The following is a 19,008-nucleotide window of genomic DNA, read 5'->3' as shown; positions in this document are numbered from 1 at the left end:
CAATAAATGACGTATGCTAAAAAAGCATTTCTATCCCTGCTATGTATCGTGCTAGTCCTGATGACAGCAACTCCAGCTGTGACTCAGGCTGCTACGACAATTAGGGATGTACCAACTACTAATAGTAAATACAAAGCTATTTCATGGGCAGTCGATAATGATTTATTCACATTGGATAGCGCTAATAATTTTTCACCTAACGCACAGCTAACTGAGCAAGAGCTTGTTGTCTTGTTTGCAAAGCTAGATCGAAACTATGCATTATCATATAACGACAGTGTAGCTTATAACTTCTATAGTGATTTTTATTTACCGTTTAATGGTACCTATACAACAGCCAATCGTTCAAAAGCTGTTACACGTGGACAATTTGCACGTATATATGCTGCATTTAGAGGTTTAGATTTAGATGAGCCTCAGGCGGTTCAATATTTATACACGAACGATATTTCAACAGGAAATACTGGTAAAAAGACATTTGCTGATTTCCAACCTTCTACAAAGCTAACTCGAGGAGATAGTGCTGAATTATTATACCGCAGTGTACAAAACGGCAACTTTGCTGTACTAGGATTAAAACGTACGGCTGCAGGACGTGATAATGACAAAATTACATTACCTCCAGGCTTCATGGGCTCAAGCAATACGGAATTTGAAGAGCCAAAGGATAATAATAACGATTTTACTGGACCGGAATATGTTAATAATGCTCTACAAAGTATTGATGTTGAAAAACCAGATTTAATCGCAAATGACCAAGATTCAACGCTCATTACAGTATCTTTAAAAGCTTGTAATGGTGATCCAATACCTGATGATAAATCTTATACATTCCGTGTAACTTCATCATATGGTGCTAAAATCGTTGACACATCAGGTGAAGCTGTTCGAAATGTACAATCAGATGGCTCTACTGTCTCTGCGATTGTTATAGCACCAAAATTAACAAAATCTGTCCGTGATACAATTTCATTTGAGCTTATTAATAACACGGATCCTGGTATGAAATGTCTTGTAGGCGAAAAACTGAATGCACATGTCCGTTACTCACCTCAGCCGGAAATGCGCATTGATTATCAAGTGTATGATCCAGCGAATACGGATGATGAAAATGGAAATGTAACACCTCCATATGTACCGTATGAAAAATTACCAGAGTTCTTTAAAGAAAATATTGTGAACGTCCATTGGATTGATAGAGAAGAAAAGCTATTTAGTATTGGACAACAAACAAATGTAACAAATGCTCTAGGAAATGTTGAAAATATTTATTTACAATATGGTGGCAATGATAAAAAATACCCTGCATTAGGCTATGAAAATGCCATTTTACAATTTGAAAACTATAATATTTCCGTTTGGTTGTTCGAAGAGATTATTGAAAAACGTTTGAAGGATTCAATTAATGATACGATTGAAATTATGTATATGATTTCAGATGATGGGCGTCCAATTTATCGTATTCAAGGGATTGATGATGCGATTGCCTCACAGGTTGAGAATATTAACCCTGTCGGTGCTATTATTCAACTTATGGGCTATATGCCAGATGAAAAAAAACTAACACTCGAGCACTATGATAGTGTCATGAAAATTTATGCTATTTTCACAAGCTTGAGTAACTATGATCGAACAGTATTATTAAAATACCAAGGTGGTAAATTACTAGGTCAAGTAGAAGCCTATAAAAAACGAGTGGAAGCATTAAAGGAAAGCGAAGAAGCGGCATCAAGACCATCTGGTAAAGATCGTTACACTAAAGTAATGGTTACTTTAGTGAGACCAGGTGGAGAAATTATTACTGACTATCAAGGAACAGTAAAAATTAAATTTGATGGTGTTGAGAAAACAGCTTCATTTGTTACAAATACTTCGGATTACTTAAATAATACTGGAAGCCCAGGGACAGCCGTTGCGTACTTTGACTCCGTTATTTATGGGAAATCAAAAGCTGAAGCAACATTAGTAAATAAAATAGATCCTCGTTATGCAACAATATTGAAGGATCTAAAGGATAAAACATTTACGAAGGAAATTTTTACAAATCCTTACTTTAGTAAAAATTCTTGTTCTTTAGCAACAGAAGTCGCTTACGTAGTTGATTACTCTGCTTCGATGAAAGCTTCTGACCAAACAAATTACCGTGGTAAGAAAATGATGGAAGTCATCAATCAAATTAAGGCAAAAAATAATATTGTGATTGAAACAAATACAAAAGCTACTGTTCTTGGAGAGGGAACGACAGACAATGTATTGAAAAAAGATCTATATAAAGCATCGAAAGAGAAAGGTGCCACAGATATTTTTGCAGGTATTGAAATGGCACTGTCTAAATTCTCAAATGACTCAAAAACGTCAAAAGCTATTATTGTCGTGTCAGATGGTAAAACAAGTAAATCTAAGATGACAAAAGTGTTAAACGAAGCGAAAAATAAAGGGGTTAAGGTTTACACTGTAAGTATAGGTAAAAAATCACAAGTCAATGATGCAATTTTAACGCAATTGGCTGCTGAAACGGGTGGTATTTACTACCACGCAATCGATAACTTACAATTACATCAAGTTTTCCAAAAAATTATTGATGCAATTTTATGTAAAACTTCGCCTTCAAGTTGCGTGAATCCTGAAGACATATTTGAAGAAGCGACGGTAACTCTACGCAAAGGCAATATTACAATGAATGCAAGAATCGATGGTAATTGCTCAAATGTTGCAAAGGTTAATGTACGATTCCCTTCTTTAAGTGGAGATGCGCAGTTTGAATTGAATAAGCGTAGTGATAATGTCTACATGCTAACAAAAACAGTGCAAACAATGCAGGACTTCAAAGTTAATAATGAAATTGAATTTATAGCATATGATAAAGACGGTAAAATCATAGCTACAAAAACTACGACAATTACAAATTAATAGATTAATACTCAAAAAAAGCTGAACTAATTCTAACAATTAGTTCAGCTTTTTTTTGAAATATTTATATAGCATTCACCATATCGTGTGGTTGATTTCCGTTCCGACTGGGCGCGTCCGATGAGCCGCTTGGGCCAACAGAATGTTGGTCTCGGAGGCGTTATCACAGGATGTGATGGTTTTAGCCTTCGTTCCACTATTGCTAATCCCCAAGGAGTCGCCCAGTCTCCACTCCAATCAACTTATCCTCATTATATATTTTTTAACAAATTTTTATTCTAACTTTCAGAAATGAACGGTACATTTAATAAATTTATTAAATTCGGCAATACTACAACTAAAGATACTTTGAGGTGAAAAAATGAGCAGAACTGTTTCTTTTTTTTTAGTTTCATTTTGTGTGTTTTTTCTAATAACATTACATGCATCTGCAAAGGATAAACCTAGTCTTTATGAAGAAATATATCCTGAAATAGGATATAAATCGGTAGAAGAAGCAGTGGGTGATTTTGAACAACACTTTAACCAAAAATTAAAGCTACCTCTTAGAGTACCCTCTATAAGCTTTACACATCATTTTGGAAGATTTACCGATTCAAAATATGAAGGCAATGACGCATTTGAAGTGACATTTATAAATGATCAATCATCTGAAAATCATTATAAAATTGACATTCGCCCACTTAAGTATAGATTGCCTATAAGAGAGAAATATGTAATCAAAACATTTGAATTGAAGAATGGGAATGTAGGCACATATATGACAATATCAGGCTTTAATGTGCTTGTTTTTGAGAGAGATAATTTGCAGTATATGCTAAGTGTAGATAAACGAGTCTCAAATAAAGTTACGCCTGAAGCTTTAGTAGACATAGCCAATTCTATTGATTATTAAGTGGAACAAAAATTTTGATGTGACTCGAGAACAATAGTATAGAAAAGTAAAAATAGCTTTGTTAAAGATAATTAAACAAAGGCTATTTTTTTATATCTTAAAAAAAATTTCATTTAATTTAGTTCGACTCTATTAGGATGATCCTTTAAAACGTATATCATGTGGATATGTTGATTGTAGTGGAGGCTTGCGACTCCTTCGTGACCAATATCGTGATGGCCCGAGACCCTGCAGCGAAGCGGCTCATCGGACGCCCCCCAGGAAAGCACCAAGCAGGAACGGAAATCAACCACACGTTTTGGTTAATAGCCATTAAAATAATAATTAATTCTGTCCCTTTAGAAAATGTTCTGGAAAACATTAAATTTGAAACAGAACGTATAATTTGTTACACTTAGTTTATAATAATTCTAATGTAGATGACGAATTTCAGTTCTTCATGACATGTTCACAAATTATTGATGAACTCTTGTCGAACTGTGCTATAATGAGATTTGTTAATTAGAACGTGAGAGGTGTTATTCATGCATACCATCGTAGTAGGCTTGAATTATAAAACGGCGCCAGTTGAGATTCGTGAAAAGTTATCATTCATAGAGAGTGAACTACCACAGGCAATGGAAGCGCTGCAAAAGGAAAAAAGTATATTAGAAAACGTTATTGTTTCGACATGTAACCGTACAGAAATATATGCAGTAGTTGACCAATTGCATACTGGACGTCATTTTGTTAAACAATTTTTAGCAAATTGGTTCGACCTGCCTGCGGAGACATTTTCTTCGTATTTAACAATTCGTGAAGAAGATGAGGCAATCGAGCATTTATTCAAAGTGACAGCTGGTATTGATTCGATGGTACTTGGCGAAACTCAAATTTTAGGACAAGTTAGAAAAAGCTTCTTAAATGGACAAGAGATTGGAACGACAGGAACGGTATACAATCAGCTATTTAAACAAGCAGTGACATTTGCGAAGCGAGCACATAATGAAACGGCTATCGGTGAGAACGCGGTATCTGTCTCTTATGCAGCAGTTGAATTAGCAAAAAAAATATTCGGATCTTTACAACGTAAGCATGTAGCTATTTTAGGTGCAGGAAAAATGGGGGAACTTGCTATTGAGAACCTTTACGGTAGCGGTGTAGGAAAAGTAACCGTAATTAACCGTACGTTCGAAAAAGCAGAAAGCCTAGCAGCTAAATTTGACGGTGAAGCAAAATCCATGAAGGAACTACAATGTTCATTACTGGAAGCGGATATTTTAATTACGTCTACAGGTGCAACAGATTATGTGATTGACTATGAATTGATGCAATTTGTTGAACGTTTGCGTAAAGGTAAACCATTATTTATGGTAGATATTGCGGTTCCACGTGATATTGATCCACGTGTTGGAGATTTACCGAATGTTTTCTTATATGATATAGATGATTTACAAGGCATCGTCGAAGCAAACTTAGTAGAACGTGAACGTGCTGCTGCTGATATTTCTTCGATGATTGGTAAAGAGGTTGTGCAATTTAAAGATTGGGTTGCGACTCTTGGCGTTGTCCCTGTCATCTCGGCTTTACGTAAAAAAGCAAATCATATTCAAGAAGAGACAATGATTAGTATCGAGAATAAAATGCCGGATTTAACGGATCGAGAACGTAAAATTTTAAGCAAGCATACAAAGTCTATTATTAATCAATTGTTAAAAGAACCAATTTTACAAGCTAAAGAAATGGCAAATTCATCAAAAGCAAATGAACAGTTACGTTTATTCCAACAAATTTTCGGTATTGAGGATGCTGTGGAAGCTGAAGTTACTGCGATGACAGAACAAGAGCTTGAACGCAAAGAACGCTTACAGTCGTCACAATCTTCCACTGAACCAAAGTATTCTTTCTAACTTCTTTCGGCAAATCTCTTTTGTAGCGAAAGCAAAGCGTCAGCTACAGAAGTCTCCCACCTCTATAGATGGTGAGATGAATGCAGGTTAAAGTTACTTTTCAGCGGGTGTCCAAACTCCGCTGAAACAGAGGAACTCAGGCTAAGACCTTCACATCCTGTGAAAACGCCTGTGTGACCAACTTCGTGTTGGCCTAAAGCCTCCGGCGGATGTCACAGAATCGGAAAGGAGTTCTTAGGGGATGTTAGCCGTTATCGCATCCATGCGATAACGGCTAACTGACCTGCTTCGTGCAGACCTAAGCACAAAGCCGATTCCGGACGCAATTATGCCAAGACATAATTGATAGATGTCTATGTGTTCGCGGTGCAACTTTAGAAAAGTTGTCCTTCGAGCTTTTTCCCGCGAGCAAGATTTTCTACTGATATTAAATGAGGCGTTTTCGTATCTGTATGGTAAACTAAGGATACGAAAACGTTTTTTTTTCTAGGCTAAAGTACACTACTTTAGTACTTTCAATATAAAGAAGGGATGTCTATTGGCTGATTTGACGATGACAAGGCTCTATGAAGTAATGATCGTCTTGTATGCGATCAGTCTAGTATTTTACTTTACTGATTACTTTTATAAGCAAATACGAGCAAGGCGAGTTGCTTTTTGGCTTGTTTCATTCGTATGGGTAATTCAAAGTGCCATTATTTTATTAACTTTTGTGGAAACGAAGCGATTTCCGATCTTATCCTTGTCAGAAGGAATTCTCTTTTATTCCTGGCTGCTCGTGACACTATCTATTATTTTGCACTGTATTGCACGAGTTGATTTACCGGTATTTATTATTAATATACTAGGATTTTTATTCGCTAGTATCTTTACTTTTATGCCGAAACGCCCGACAGGAATAGTAAGCGATACTTTAATTTCGGAATTGCTTTTTATTCATATATCATTTGCCATTTTATCGTACGCAGCGTTTTCTTTAACATTTGTTTTTGCGATATTGTACTTAGTATTATATCGTTTGCTGAAAAAGAAAAAATGGTCACATGTCTGGACAAGGCTGCCATCACTACAGCAGACGAGCAACTGGATGAATGTTTCATTTTACATTGGTATTCCAGTGTTGTCTGTAAGTTTAGTTTTAGGGTTTGAATGGGCACTACTAACGCTAGAGAGTCTTTCGATTTTTGATGCGAAGATTATTGGGTCCTTTATTATTTTAATTTTGTATTGCTTTATATTATATGCGAATCGTAAAAGTAAGCTGACAGGGACAACTTATGCGTGGGTACATATATACGCTTATCTATTAGTTGTTGTTAACTTCTTTTTAGGAAGCAGTTTATCACGATTCCATTTATGGTATTAGAAGAGAGGTTGGAGACTGTTGAGAAAAATTATTGTAGGTTCTAGGAGAAGTAAGCTAGCTTTAACACAAACAAATTGGTTTATCAATGAGTTAAAAGCAGCTGGTGTACCATTTGAATTTGAAGTGAAAGAAATTGTCACGAAAGGTGACCAAATTTTAGACGTGCAACTATCTAAAGTAGGTGGTAAAGGGCTTTTCGTAAAAGAAATTGAACAAGCGCTTTACGACAAAGAAATTGACTTTGCTGTCCATTCTATGAAGGATATGCCTGCAGTATTGCCTGAAGGATTAGTCATTGGCTGTATTCCACCACGTGAAGATGCGCGTGATGCTTTTATTTCAAAAGGACATGTGAAATTTGCCGACCTTCCAGCAGGAGCTGTTGTTGGGACAAGTTCTCTTCGTCGAAGTGCTCAACTTTTAACTGTCCGTCCAGATATAGAAATTAAATGGATTCGTGGAAATGTAGATACACGCTTAGCTAAACTTGAAACTGAAGAATACGATGCCATTATTTTAGCAGCAGCTGGCCTAAAACGCCTTGGCTGGAGCGATGATGTAGTTACTGAGTTTTTATCTGTTGAGGATTGTCTACCAGCAGTAGCACAAGGATCTCTAGGTATTGAATGCCGTGGAGATGATACAGAACTATTAACGGAATTGGGCAAGTTAACAGATAGCATTACATGGCAAGAAGCACATGCAGAACGTGCTTTCCTAGCGGCTATGGATGGCGGCTGTCAAGTGCCTATCGCAGGATATGCAAAGTCTAACGGGGAAGAAATTACATTAACTGGCCTTGTTGCTGCACCAGATGCTTCAGTTGTTTATAAGGAAACAGTTGTGGGCTCTAATGCGGAAGCAGTTGGGAAAGAGCTTGCTGAGATTTTAACGAAGCAAGGTGCTTTTGAATTAATTCAACGAGTAAAGGCAGAGCAAGATGCAAAATAATTTACCTTTAGAAGGTAAAACTATTATTTTGACAGGTACATCTAAGACGACAACCATAATAGATGACATTACAGCATTAGGTGGTCAAGCAGTAATTGCCCCTTTGATTGAAACTTGCGAGCTGATCGATAAAAACGATGATGTGCAATTAGAGTTTGCACGTCAATTTGAATGGCTCATTTTTACGAGTCAAAACGCGGTAGAAGCTTTTGCCAATAAGATGCATCGCTTTAATATAAGTGCAGCATATTTTCAAGGCAAAGTAGCTTCTATTGGTACTAAAACTACTACAGCCTTAGAAAAGCTAGGATTCCATGTTAGCTTTATGCCTTCTATATTTAGTGCAGATGTATTTGTTCAAGAATTTCCTGATGTGGTAGCAGGGAGCAATCCTACTTGTCTATTTATTCGTGGAGAAAAAGCGAAAAATACATTAAAGGAAGGTCTGCCCTTTACATTGAAGGAATGGACAGTTTATGAAACGATTGAGCGACATGATCAAAAACAATTAATGATTGAATGTATCCGTACGAATAGCGATGTCACAGTGATTTTTGCTAGTCCTTCTGCTGTTGATGTATACGCAAAGGATATAGCTTCGGTAATTGGTTGGGAGGCAGTACATGTAGCAGCAATCGGCCATATTACAGAAGCAGCTATTGTAAATCACGGTGCTATTGTAGATATTATGCCGAGCGTATATACAATGCAAGCAGTCATCGAGGAAATAACGAAAGTAGGAGAAAGAAAATGACAAAATTACAATTTCAAAGACATCGTCGTTTGCGTGCAAATGCTGCTATACGATCAATGGTAAAAGAAACATACTTACACAAAGAGGATTTAATATATCCGATTTTTGTTATGGAAGGCGAAAATATTAAAAATGAAGTCCCTTCTATGCCAGGAGTTTTTCAATTTTCATTAGATAAACTTGAAGCTGAGATTGATGAAGTTGTTGCTTTAGATATTCCTGCTGTTATTTTATTTGGCTTACCTGCAGAAAAAGATGCAGTTGGAACTGGTGCTTTCCATGATCATGGTATTGTGCAAAAAGCAACACGACTTATTAAAGCTCGTTACCCAGAACTATTAGTCATAGCGGATACATGCTTATGTGAATTTACAGATCATGGACATTGTGGCTTAATTGAAGGCGATCAAATTTTAAACGATCCTTCATTAGATGTTTTAGCACGTACAGCAGTATCACAAGCGAAAGCAGGGGCAGATATCATCGCTCCATCTAATATGATGGATGGATTTGTAGCAGCTATTCGTACAGGTCTAGATGAAGCAGGCTTTGAAAATGTTCCGATTATGTCATATGCCGTAAAATATGCATCTAGCTATTATGGTCCATTCCGAGATGCAGCTGATGGTGCACCTCAATTTGGTGATCGCAAATCATACCAAATGGATCCATCGAATCGAATGGAGGCATTCCGTGAAGCGGAATCAGATATTGAAGAAGGTGCAGATTTCTTAATCGTTAAACCAGCTTTAAGTTATTTAGACATTATTCGTGATGTGAAAAATAATTATACATTACCGATTGTTGCATACAACGTTTCTGGTGAATATGCAATGATTAAAGCTGCGGCTATTAATGGCTGGATTGAAGAGAAAAATGTAGTGCTTGAAACGTTACTTAGCATGAAACGTGCAGGCTCAGATTTAATCATTACGTATCATGCTAAAGATGTTGCACGTTGGTTGGAGGAGAAATAAATGACTCGTTCTTATGAAAAATCAAAACAAGCATATGCTGAAGCGATTAACCTAATGCCAGGTGGTGTTAGTAGCCCAGTACGTGCATTCAAATCCGTAAATATGGATCCAATCTTCATGGAATCTGGTCACGGAGCTATTATTAAAGATGTTGATGGCAATGAATATATTGACTATGTATTATCATGGGGACCTCTAATTTTAGGTCATACGCATCCAGAAGTTGTACAAGCAATTGCAGAAACAGCAGCGAAAGGCTCTTCGTTTGGAGCACCAAGTTACACAGAAAATCGATTAGCTAAATTAGTGTTAGATCGACTACCTGGTATGGAAATGATTCGCTTTGTTTCTTCTGGGACAGAGGCTACGATGTCTGCTTTACGCGTAGCTCGTGGTGTTACAGGTCGCGATAAAATTTTAAAATTTGAGGGCTCATATCACGGTCATGGAGATTCCTTGCTAATTAAGGCTGGCTCTGGGGTAGCTACATTAGGCTTACCTGACAGCCCTGGTGTCCCAGCGGATATTGCACGCAATACATTAACAGTAGCGTACAATGACTTAGAAGGGGCAAAACTAGTTTTCGAAAAGTTTGGTTCAGAGCTTGCGGCAGTAATTGTTGAGCCAGTCGCAGGAAATATGGGCGTTGTCCCTCCACAACCAGGCTTCCTACAAGGTTTACGTGAATTAACAAAGGAACATGGAACACTGTTGATTTTTGATGAAGTTATGACAGGCTTCCGTGTTGACTATGGCTGTGCACAAGGTTATTTTGATGTAACACCGGATATTACAACGTTAGGTAAAGTTATTGGTGGTGGACTTCCTGTAGGTGCATTTGCAGGGAAAAAGGAAATTATGGAGCAAGTGGCTCCGGCTGGACCAATCTATCAAGCTGGGACATTGTCAGGGAATCCATTAGCAATGACAGCTGGCTATGAAACATTAACTCGCCTAGATCCTAGCTCTTATGAATACTTCAAAAAGCTAGGAGATCAATTAGAGGCTGGTTTCCGTGAAGCCGCAACGAAATACAATATTCCGCATACTGTAAATCGTGCTGGTTCAATGATAGGTTTCTTCTTTACGAACGAAGATGTTATTGATTTTGATTCAGCAAAAACGTCAGATTTGCAATTATTTGCTGAATATTTCCGTCTAATGGCAGAAGAAGGTATTTTCTTACCTCCATCTCAATTTGAAGGTTTATTTATTTCTACTGCACATACGGAGGAGCATATCTCAAAAACAGTTGATGCTTTCCATAAAGTATTTGCACAATTAGCAAGATAATAGGTTGATACAAAATAGCATGCTAGAAGTATTTTCTGGCATGCTATTTATTGTTGTTTACTAATATAATTTGCCTCTGTCTGTAATGGCTTATATTTTTGCGGTTCATCACCAAAAGTTATGGATGACATTTGTTAAAACGTCTAAGTTGATTGGAGTGGAGATGGGCGACTCCTTGGAGATTAGCGTCACAGATGAGACCCTGCAGCGAAGCGAAGCAGCTCATCGGACGCCCTCAGGAAAGCGCCCGGTCGGAACGGAAATCAACCACTCGTTTTGGTGATGATCCATTTTTACCCGTTAAATGACAATGGATGTATGATCGTTACCGCTTGAAAAATTTTTATTAAAATTATAACTTTCAGCATAGCCAAATTGTGGCCGAAATCGTATATAATAGAGCTATTCGTAAAAGAAAGTAGTGAATTGATATGGCAACTGGCACACATATGGTCGAAGTACCTGTAGGAATTGAAAATGTATGGGACTTCGTCAGTGATATGGAAAAATGGGCAAAGCTTGTCCCAGGTTATAATGCGCATGAAATGATTGATGAAAAACATTCAACATGGACGTTTAAAGGCAATGTTGGTGTTCTGAAAAAAACAGTACAAGTAGAGATTACTATTTTAGAATGGGCAGCGCCTTCTAAAGTAACATTCGAATTAAAAGGAATTTCTGATAACTTTTCAGGAAACGGTTATTTCCTAGCAGAAAGTATTGATGCAGAAAATACAAAAATGACAGGCTTCTTGGAAGTAACAGCAGGAGGATTAGCCGGTCCTGTTTTAAATCCAATCTTTAAGCCAATCGTACCAAAAGCAACACAAATGTTAACAGACCGTGTAGCAAATAAAATTAAATTGGTGAATGTATAATAACGATTCCACCACAAGTAAAAGGCATGCTAGAATACTTCTTCTAGCATGCCTTTTTTAGGCTCGTTATTGTGGGGATTTTTGTTACGGCAGGCGCTTTTCTTAGGGGACGTCCGATGTGCCGCTTCCCTTAGGCACTATACAAAATCCGATCGCATTGTTTCTTTGCACGAGAGTAAAGAGACAGCTACATAATATACACCAAGACGAAATTGATTAATCACCCTATAGCATACTATCCTTCCGAGCTTCATATGATGCAAGAGGAGGGATTATTATCGAACACAAAACTTGGAATATGAGTGAAACTTTTTGTTTTCCTGGTTATGGCTGCCCAACAGAAATAGCAGCTGTACAAATTAAGCCACGGTGGCAGACAACGCAGTTAGAAGACTCTCTACGATTAATGGGTATTTATCATATCACAGCACATGTTCGCTTTGATTTTCAAGACATGCAAGCTTACATGGGTGATGATGAATTAGTACAAATCGATACGCTAGATATTCAAGGAGATACTGGTTATTTTGAATATGCAGTTCCTTTAAATGTAGATTTACCAAAGGATGCAGCTATTGAAGATTTAATGGTAAAGGATATTCGACCTGTTTTGAGGAATCAGATGTGTCAGCTCGAGTGGACGGTTACAAGTGTTTTTCATGAGCCTGAGCTTGCGTTAGAAAAAGCGCACGTTTTTGAAAGTCAGTCTGTCAATGCCTCAGCTCAAATTGAGAAGGGGGACCTTACAAAAGAAACGGCACAAGTAAAACAACCTACAACTGCAGTAGCTTCGAATCAGAAAGAAAAAACTGTAGCTGTAGTAGCTTCAGCACAAGAAGAAAAATCAAAGTTAGTTTCATTCGCAGTTCAAAAGGAAAAGTCTGAAGCAATAGTAGCTTCAGACAAAAAAGAAAAGCCTGCATCAAAAACAATGTTGAGGGAGTCCTCAAGTAATATTGTAGTCCGTGAATCTAGCTCCTGGCATGAAGTGCCATCGATGATCTGGGATTTAACCGAAGACTATACACCGCTAAAGGTTCGTGTTTCAAATGATTTCATTCAAAAGTAAATAGCATATAAGTAAAAGGAGCAATAAGATGATGAAATCCCCAGATGTTGGAATGATGATGACACGTATAAACTGAAAAGCACAAATTGGAACAATTATCGTTTTGCAATAAAAACGAAATTGTCGTAGCCATGGTGGTAAAAAACAAGGATTATACTTACGTCGTCGCATTTGAATTTTCACTTCCTTTTCTAGTAGTGCTTCCTAAAAAATAACTAAATCACTTGAAAAATTGCATGATTTTGGGGTACAATGTGAAAAAGTTGAATATCAATGCAAATGCTATGACAGGGAAGAGTAAATTATTCGTACATTTTAAGAGAGGAAACAGTAGCTGAAAAGTTTCTATTTGTACCTAGTTGAATGTAGCCCTCGAGCAGCTTTAGTGAACTAACAGTAGTTAAAGCCGGTTAAACACCGTTACCGAATTGAGAGCCAGTAGTAAAGGCTTAAGCAAGTAATACATTTTTTCTGATGAAACGTATGATAGCTTAACGCGCCTCTGCTGGAATTAAAGGTGGTACCGCGAACTTAAACTCCTTCGTCCTTTTTGACGTTAGGAGTTTTTTTATTTTTATTAATCTTCTTGTTAATGTCTTTTTACTGAGACTTAAAAAAGAATGATTGGTACTATCTCACACTAAAAAAAATATTAAGTTAACAGGAGGAGTCAAAATGACAGAAAACATTTCAATGCCAACAAAATATGATCCACAGTCCATTGAAGCAGGTCGTTATGAATGGTGGTTACAAGGGAAATTTTTTGAGGCGCAGCCTACAAGTGAAAAGGAGCCTTATTCTATCGTTATTCCACCACCGAATGTAACAGGTAGACTACACCTTGGCCATGCTTGGGATACAACTTTACAAGATATTTTAATTCGTATGAAGCGCATGCAAGGTTATGATGCACTTTGGTTACCAGGAATGGACCATGCAGGTATTGCGACACAAGCAAAAGTAGAAGCAAAACTACGAGAAGAAAATATTACACGTTATGATTTAGGTCGTGAAAAATTCCTCGAAAAAACATGGGAATGGAAAGAAGAATATGCTGGACATATTCGTGATCAATGGGCGAAGCTTGGTCTTGGGTTAGATTACACTCGCGAGCGTTTCACACTTGATGAAGGTCTTTCTGATGCAGTTAAAACTGTTTTCGTTCAATTGTATGAAAAAGGCCTAATCTATCGTGGCGAACGCATTATTAACTGGGATCCTGCTGCAAAAACAGCATTATCAGATATTGAAGTTATCTATAAAGATGTTCAAGGTGCATTCTATCATATGAAATACCCATTAGCTGATGGCTCAGGATATGTGGAAGTAGCAACTACACGTCCTGAAACAATGCTAGGTGACTCTGGGGTAGCTGTTCACCCGAATGATGAGCGCTATCAACACTTAATCGGTAAAACAGTTATTTTACCAATCGTAGGTCGTGAAATTCCAATCGTAGCAGATGACTACGTAGATTTGGATTTCGGTACTGGAGTTGTAAAAATGACACCAGCACACGATCCTAATGACTTTGAGGTGGGTAACCGCCACAACCTAGAACGCATTCTTGTTATGAATGAAGATGGTACTATGAACGAGCTTGCTGGCAAGTATAACGGTATGGATCGTTTTGAATGTCGTAAGCAAATCGTAGCTGATTTACAAGAAGCTGGCGTGCTTATCCGTATTGAAGAGCATACACATTCAGTAGGGCACTCTGAGCGTTCTGGTGCTGTTGTAGAGCCATATCTTTCTGCACAATGGTTCGTAAAAATGCAACCACTTGCTGATGCTTCACTTACTCTTCAAAAAGATGAAGAAGGGCAAGTAAACTTCGTACCATCTCGTTTTGAAAACACATATTCTCGCTGGATGGAAAACATTCGTGACTGGTGTATCTCTCGTCAATTATGGTGGGGTCATCAAATTCCTGCTTGGTATCACAATGAAACAGGTGAAGTTTACGTAGGCAAAGAAGCACCGGCAGATGCAGAAAATTGGACGCAGGATGAAGACGTATTAGATACATGGTTCTCGTCTGCACTATGGCCATTTTCTACAATGGGTTGGCCAGATGAGACTAACGAAGAATTTAAACGTTACTATCCAACAAGCACACTTGTAACTGGTTATGATATTATTTTCTTCTGGGTTTCTCGCATGATCTTCCAAGGTCTTGAATTTACAGGTCAGCGCCCATTCAAAGATGTATTAATTCACGGTTTAGTACGTGATGGAGAAGGACGCAAGATGAGTAAATCACTTGGCAATGGTGTAGACCCTATGGACGTTATTGATCAGTATGGTGCTGATTCATTACGTTACTTCTTAGCTACTGGATCTTCTCCTGGTCAAGATTTACGCTATACAACTGAAAAAGTAGAGTCAGTATGGAACTTTGCAAATAAAATTTGGAATGCCTCTCGTTTTGCTTTAATGAATATGGAAGGTATGACATATGATGAAATCGACTTAACTGGTGAAAAATCAGTTGCCGACAAATGGATTCTAACTCGCTTAAATGAAACAATTGAACGTGTAACATCTCTTGCAGAACGTTATGAATTTGGTGAAGTTGGGCGTGAGCTGTATAACTTCATTTGGGATGATTTCTGTTCTTGGTATATTGAAATGGCTAAATTACCGTTATATGGTGATGACGAAGCAGCTAAGAAAACGACGCGTTCTATTTTAGCTTACGTTTTAGACCAAACTATGCGTCTATTACATCCATTCATGCCATTCATTACAGAAGAAATCTGGCAGCACTTACCTCATGAAGGTGAATCAATTACAGTGGCAGCATGGCCAACTGTTCGTGCGGATCTTCATTTTGCAGAGGAAGCAGACAATATGAAGCTCCTAATGGATATTATACGTTCAGTACGTAATATTCGTGCGGAAGTAAATACACCAATGAGCAAAAAAGTGCCGCTATATATTTCAGCGAAGGATGCTACAACGGTTACAGTACTAGAAGCCAATAAAGCATATTTAGAAAAATTCTGTAATCCAGAATCACTAACAATTGGAGAAAACTTAGAAGCACCTGGTCAGTCAATGACAGCAGTAGTAACTGGAGCTGAACTATTCCTACCACTTGTTGGACTTATTAATCTAGAAGAAGAAATTGCTCGTCTTGAAAAAGAATTAGAAAAATGGGCAAAAGAAGTGAAGCTTGTGAATGGTAAGTTATCGAATGAAAAATTCGTGTCTAAAGCGCCGGAAGCATTAGTTAATGCGGAGCGTGAGAAATTAGCTGATTACGAAAGTAAACATGCGGTCGTATTAAAACGTTTAGAAGAACTAAAAAATATGTAAGATTGAGACAGCGGATGGCTATCGTCATTCGCTGCTTTTTTCTTTCATTCAAGTGTAAGTTTTTATTTACTAAAATAGAGGTAATGTAGTAAGAGGGAGTGTTTCTTTTGTTTAAAACGATGAAAGAATGTACAGATTTTATTTTTACGTTAAAGGCAGTTGATCATAAACGTGCTCCGCTCGTCTTGATGCGAGAGGTATTAGCTTTTCTTAATAACCCACAGGACAAGCTACGTGTTATCCATTTAGCAGGCTCAAATGGGAAGGGGTCAACAGTGAATGCGCTAAGAGAAATGTTACAACTTACTGGCTACAAAGTAGGCGCCTTTACTTCACCTCATTTAGAGCGTGTTAATGAACGTATGACTATTAATGGTATGCAAATTAATGATGCGCAATTTTTACACTATATGAACAATGTTGCTGAGATTATTGAAACACATTATGAAGGTGAATTTCCGAGCTTTTTTGAAGTGGTAACACTTATTATGTACCAATATTTTGCGGATGAAGAAGTGGATTTTGCGTTGATTGAAACGGGACTTGGTGGACGTTTAGATGCTACGAATGTCGTTACGCCTCTAATTTCAATTATTACAACGATTTCATTAGAACATACTGCGTTTTTAGGAGATACGTTAGCTAAAGTAGCGTTTGAGAAAGCGGGAATTATTAAAGAAAATGTACCTGTTGTAGTGGGCGTTAAAAGTGAGGAGGCACTTTCTGTTATTCGTGAGGTAGCAAATGAGCGTCATGCCCCATGCTTTGTTTTAGGGAAGGATTTTACGGTTGAAAATATTGAACAAGGAACTGATATGCAATATTTTAATTACCGAAAAGCAAATGTGGAGATGGAAGCTATCCCATTAAAAATGGCTGGTCAGCATCAAATAAATAATGCAAGCGTTGCGATTACGGCGATCTTAACTTTAAAAGAGAATGGAGCAATTGATATTTCAGATGCATCAATCCGTCAAGCTTTGGCAAAAGCTCAGTGGGCAGGCCGTTTTGAGCAATTACCAGGTCCTATAATATTAGATGGGGCACATAATTCTGAAGGAACTGCGGCGTTAATTCAAACTCTTAAAACGGTTTATCCGCAACAAAACTATCGATTTATATATGCAGCATTATCGGATAAAGATCATGCGAAAAGTATTGCTTTAATGGATAGTATTGCTACATCAATTGCATTTACACAAATTGAGCTTCCAAATGCTATGCCTGCTGATCAATTAGCTGCATTATCTACAAATACGAATAAAATATATAATGCGAATTGGTGTGAAATGGTTCAAATGATGCTACATCAAAGAAATGATGAGGATGTTATCGTCATTACAGGCTCCTTGTATTTTATAGCTGAAGTTCGACAATGGCTACAGGGGGAACAAAGATGATCCCTAAATGGAATAGCTATAAGGAAAAATGGAATGTTCAGAGTGATGATGTTATTAAACCAGGTCTAACTGCGATTGAAGAAGCTTTGGCACGAGTAGGTAATCCGGAAAATAAATTGCAAGTCGTACATGTAGCAGGGACTAACGGTAAAGGCTCGACACTTACTTTTCTAGAATCAATTGCTAAGGAACATGGCTTACGTGTTGGTAAATTTATGTCTCCTTGTATTTTGGACGTGCATGATCAAATTCAAGTAGAAGGTCAAGCTATTTCAGAAGCTGAAATGGACCTTGTATTCCAACAAATGCAGGTAGCCGGACTTAGTAGCAAACTAACGGATTTTGAACTTTTAACAGTTGCAACATTTTTACATTTTGTTGCTAGTAATGTAGATATCGCCCTTATTGAAGCTGGTATGGGTGGCTTACTTGATAGTACGAATGTGGTCACACCAATTGCCTCTATCATACCGAGTATCGCATTAGAGCATACGAATTTTTTAGGAGATACGATTGAAAGTATTGCCTACCATAAAGCTGGAATTATTAAGCCGTATCATCCAGTTATTATCGGCGATTTACCGTTAGAAGCGAAAAATATAGTCTACCAGGAAGCCAGCAAAAAACATGCATCCGTTTTTGAGCTAAATCATCAGTTTTATGTGGAACAAGAGAAAGATGGAGAGAGCTATGTGCATAATGACAATGGCCTCCGCATTACAAAGCTTACACGCACTATAAAGGGAGCACATCAGGCGAATAATATGGCACTTGCTATTACAGCCTTCTTTGAAGTAGCGACTGCATTGGAGTTACAAGTTAGTAAAGAATCTATTCAAAAAGCTGTGAAAAACGCTACCATTTTAGGACGCTTTGAAGAAATTATGCCTTATATTGTTTTAGACGGTGCGCATAATCCAGCGAGTGCTGAGAAATTAATAGAAACGATTAAGCAGGAGTTCCAAGATGAGCAGATTACTTTTGTAATTGGAATTCTTGCAGATAAGGCTGTAAAAGAGATTTTGCAACTATTTGAGCAAGTAAGTGATTGTTTTTACTTTGTTGATATTGATAATCCCCGTGCGATGGCTGCTCACAACATGCTTGAGCTGTCCAACGCCTCTCATAAGGCAGTTTTAGAAGATTATGTGCAATTTTTAAAACGACAGTCAGCAAGTAAATCGAGGACGATTGTATCGGGTTCATTGTATTTATTAACGGAAGTTCGTAGTAGATTAAAAAACAATTAACATGTAGTTAGTATATTTCCAATATAATCAGGTACTCATAAAAAAATGAGTACCT

The 19,008-nt window shown here is 37.6% G+C and carries 13 protein-coding genes and 1 other annotated feature; all 13 genes read left to right on the top strand.

The window, feature by feature from the left end:
* Nucleotides 1-6 precede the first annotated feature (6 nt).
* The 13 genes from ACQKN4_RS16135 (at nt 7) to ACQKN4_RS16075 (ending at nt 18,953) form a co-directional block, all read left to right on the top strand.
* Entirely contained in the window at nt 7-2,910 is a 2,904-nt protein-coding gene (locus ACQKN4_RS16135; RefSeq protein ID WP_427484186.1) for a VWA domain-containing protein, read from the top strand.
* Nucleotides 2,911-3,271: 361 nt separating this feature from the next.
* Complete coding sequence (locus ACQKN4_RS16130) at nt 3,272-3,805, top strand: hypothetical protein (RefSeq protein WP_079563120.1); 534 nt, start codon at nt 3,272-3,274, stop codon at nt 3,803-3,805.
* Nucleotides 3,806-4,329: 524 nt separating this feature from the next.
* Nucleotides 4,330-5,694, top strand: a complete 1,365-nt coding sequence (gene hemA / locus ACQKN4_RS16125; RefSeq protein WP_427484185.1) for a glutamyl-tRNA reductase — start codon at nt 4,330-4,332, stop codon at nt 5,692-5,694.
* Between the two features lie 538 nt (nt 5,695-6,232).
* Nucleotides 6,233-7,060, top strand: coding sequence for a cytochrome C assembly family protein (locus ACQKN4_RS16120; RefSeq protein WP_079563123.1), 828 nt, complete (start codon nt 6,233-6,235; stop codon nt 7,058-7,060).
* An 18-nt stretch (nt 7,061-7,078) separates the two neighbouring features.
* Nucleotides 7,079-8,011 (top strand): hydroxymethylbilane synthase, encoded by a 933-nt coding sequence (gene hemC / locus ACQKN4_RS16115; RefSeq protein WP_079563124.1) that lies wholly within the window; start codon nt 7,079-7,081, stop codon nt 8,009-8,011.
* Nucleotides 8,001-8,765, top strand: coding sequence for a uroporphyrinogen-III synthase (locus ACQKN4_RS16110; RefSeq protein WP_079563125.1), 765 nt, complete (start codon nt 8,001-8,003; stop codon nt 8,763-8,765). Before hemC ends, ACQKN4_RS16110 begins: the two co-directional genes overlap by 11 nt.
* The gene (gene hemB / locus ACQKN4_RS16105) at nt 8,762-9,742 is read left to right on the top strand and encodes a porphobilinogen synthase (RefSeq protein ID WP_079563126.1); all 981 of its coding nucleotides are present in this window, start codon (nt 8,762-8,764) and stop codon (nt 9,740-9,742) included. Before ACQKN4_RS16110 ends, hemB begins: the two co-directional genes overlap by 4 nt.
* Nucleotides 9,743-11,035: a glutamate-1-semialdehyde 2,1-aminomutase gene (gene hemL, locus ACQKN4_RS16100; RefSeq protein ID WP_079563127.1), complete on the top strand. Its 1,293-nt coding sequence runs from the start codon at nt 9,743-9,745 to the stop codon at nt 11,033-11,035.
* A 431-nt stretch (nt 11,036-11,466) separates the two neighbouring features.
* Nucleotides 11,467-11,913 (top strand): CoxG family protein, encoded by a 447-nt coding sequence (locus ACQKN4_RS16095; RefSeq protein WP_079563128.1) that lies wholly within the window; start codon nt 11,467-11,469, stop codon nt 11,911-11,913.
* Nucleotides 11,914-12,211: 298 nt separating this feature from the next.
* Nucleotides 12,212-12,982 (top strand): valyl-tRNA synthetase, encoded by a 771-nt coding sequence (locus ACQKN4_RS16090; RefSeq protein ID WP_427484184.1) that lies wholly within the window; start codon nt 12,212-12,214, stop codon nt 12,980-12,982.
* A gap of 275 nt (nt 12,983-13,257) precedes the next feature.
* Nucleotides 13,258-13,534, top strand: a binding site (T-box leader).
* 123 nt (nt 13,535-13,657) lie between these two features.
* Nucleotides 13,658-16,303, top strand: a complete 2,646-nt coding sequence (locus ACQKN4_RS16085; RefSeq protein WP_427484183.1) for a valine--tRNA ligase — start codon at nt 13,658-13,660, stop codon at nt 16,301-16,303.
* A 107-nt stretch (nt 16,304-16,410) separates the two neighbouring features.
* On the top strand, nt 16,411-17,703 hold the full coding sequence (locus tag ACQKN4_RS16080; RefSeq protein WP_079563132.1) for a bifunctional folylpolyglutamate synthase/dihydrofolate synthase: 1,293 nt from the start codon (nt 16,411-16,413) through the stop codon (nt 17,701-17,703).
* Entirely contained in the window at nt 17,700-18,953 is a 1,254-nt protein-coding gene (locus ACQKN4_RS16075; protein WP_427484182.1) for a bifunctional folylpolyglutamate synthase/dihydrofolate synthase, read from the top strand. Before ACQKN4_RS16080 ends, ACQKN4_RS16075 begins: the two co-directional genes overlap by 4 nt.
* Nucleotides 18,954-19,008: the final 55 nt, after the last annotated feature.

The organism is Lysinibacillus sp. NPDC093692 (assembly GCF_050280125.1).
In the GTDB taxonomy this organism is placed as follows: Bacteria; Bacillota; Bacilli; order Bacillales_A; family Planococcaceae; genus Lysinibacillus.
The sequence above is the reverse complement of the archived record's forward strand: the minus strand, read 5'-3'. Positions and strand labels throughout refer to the sequence as shown.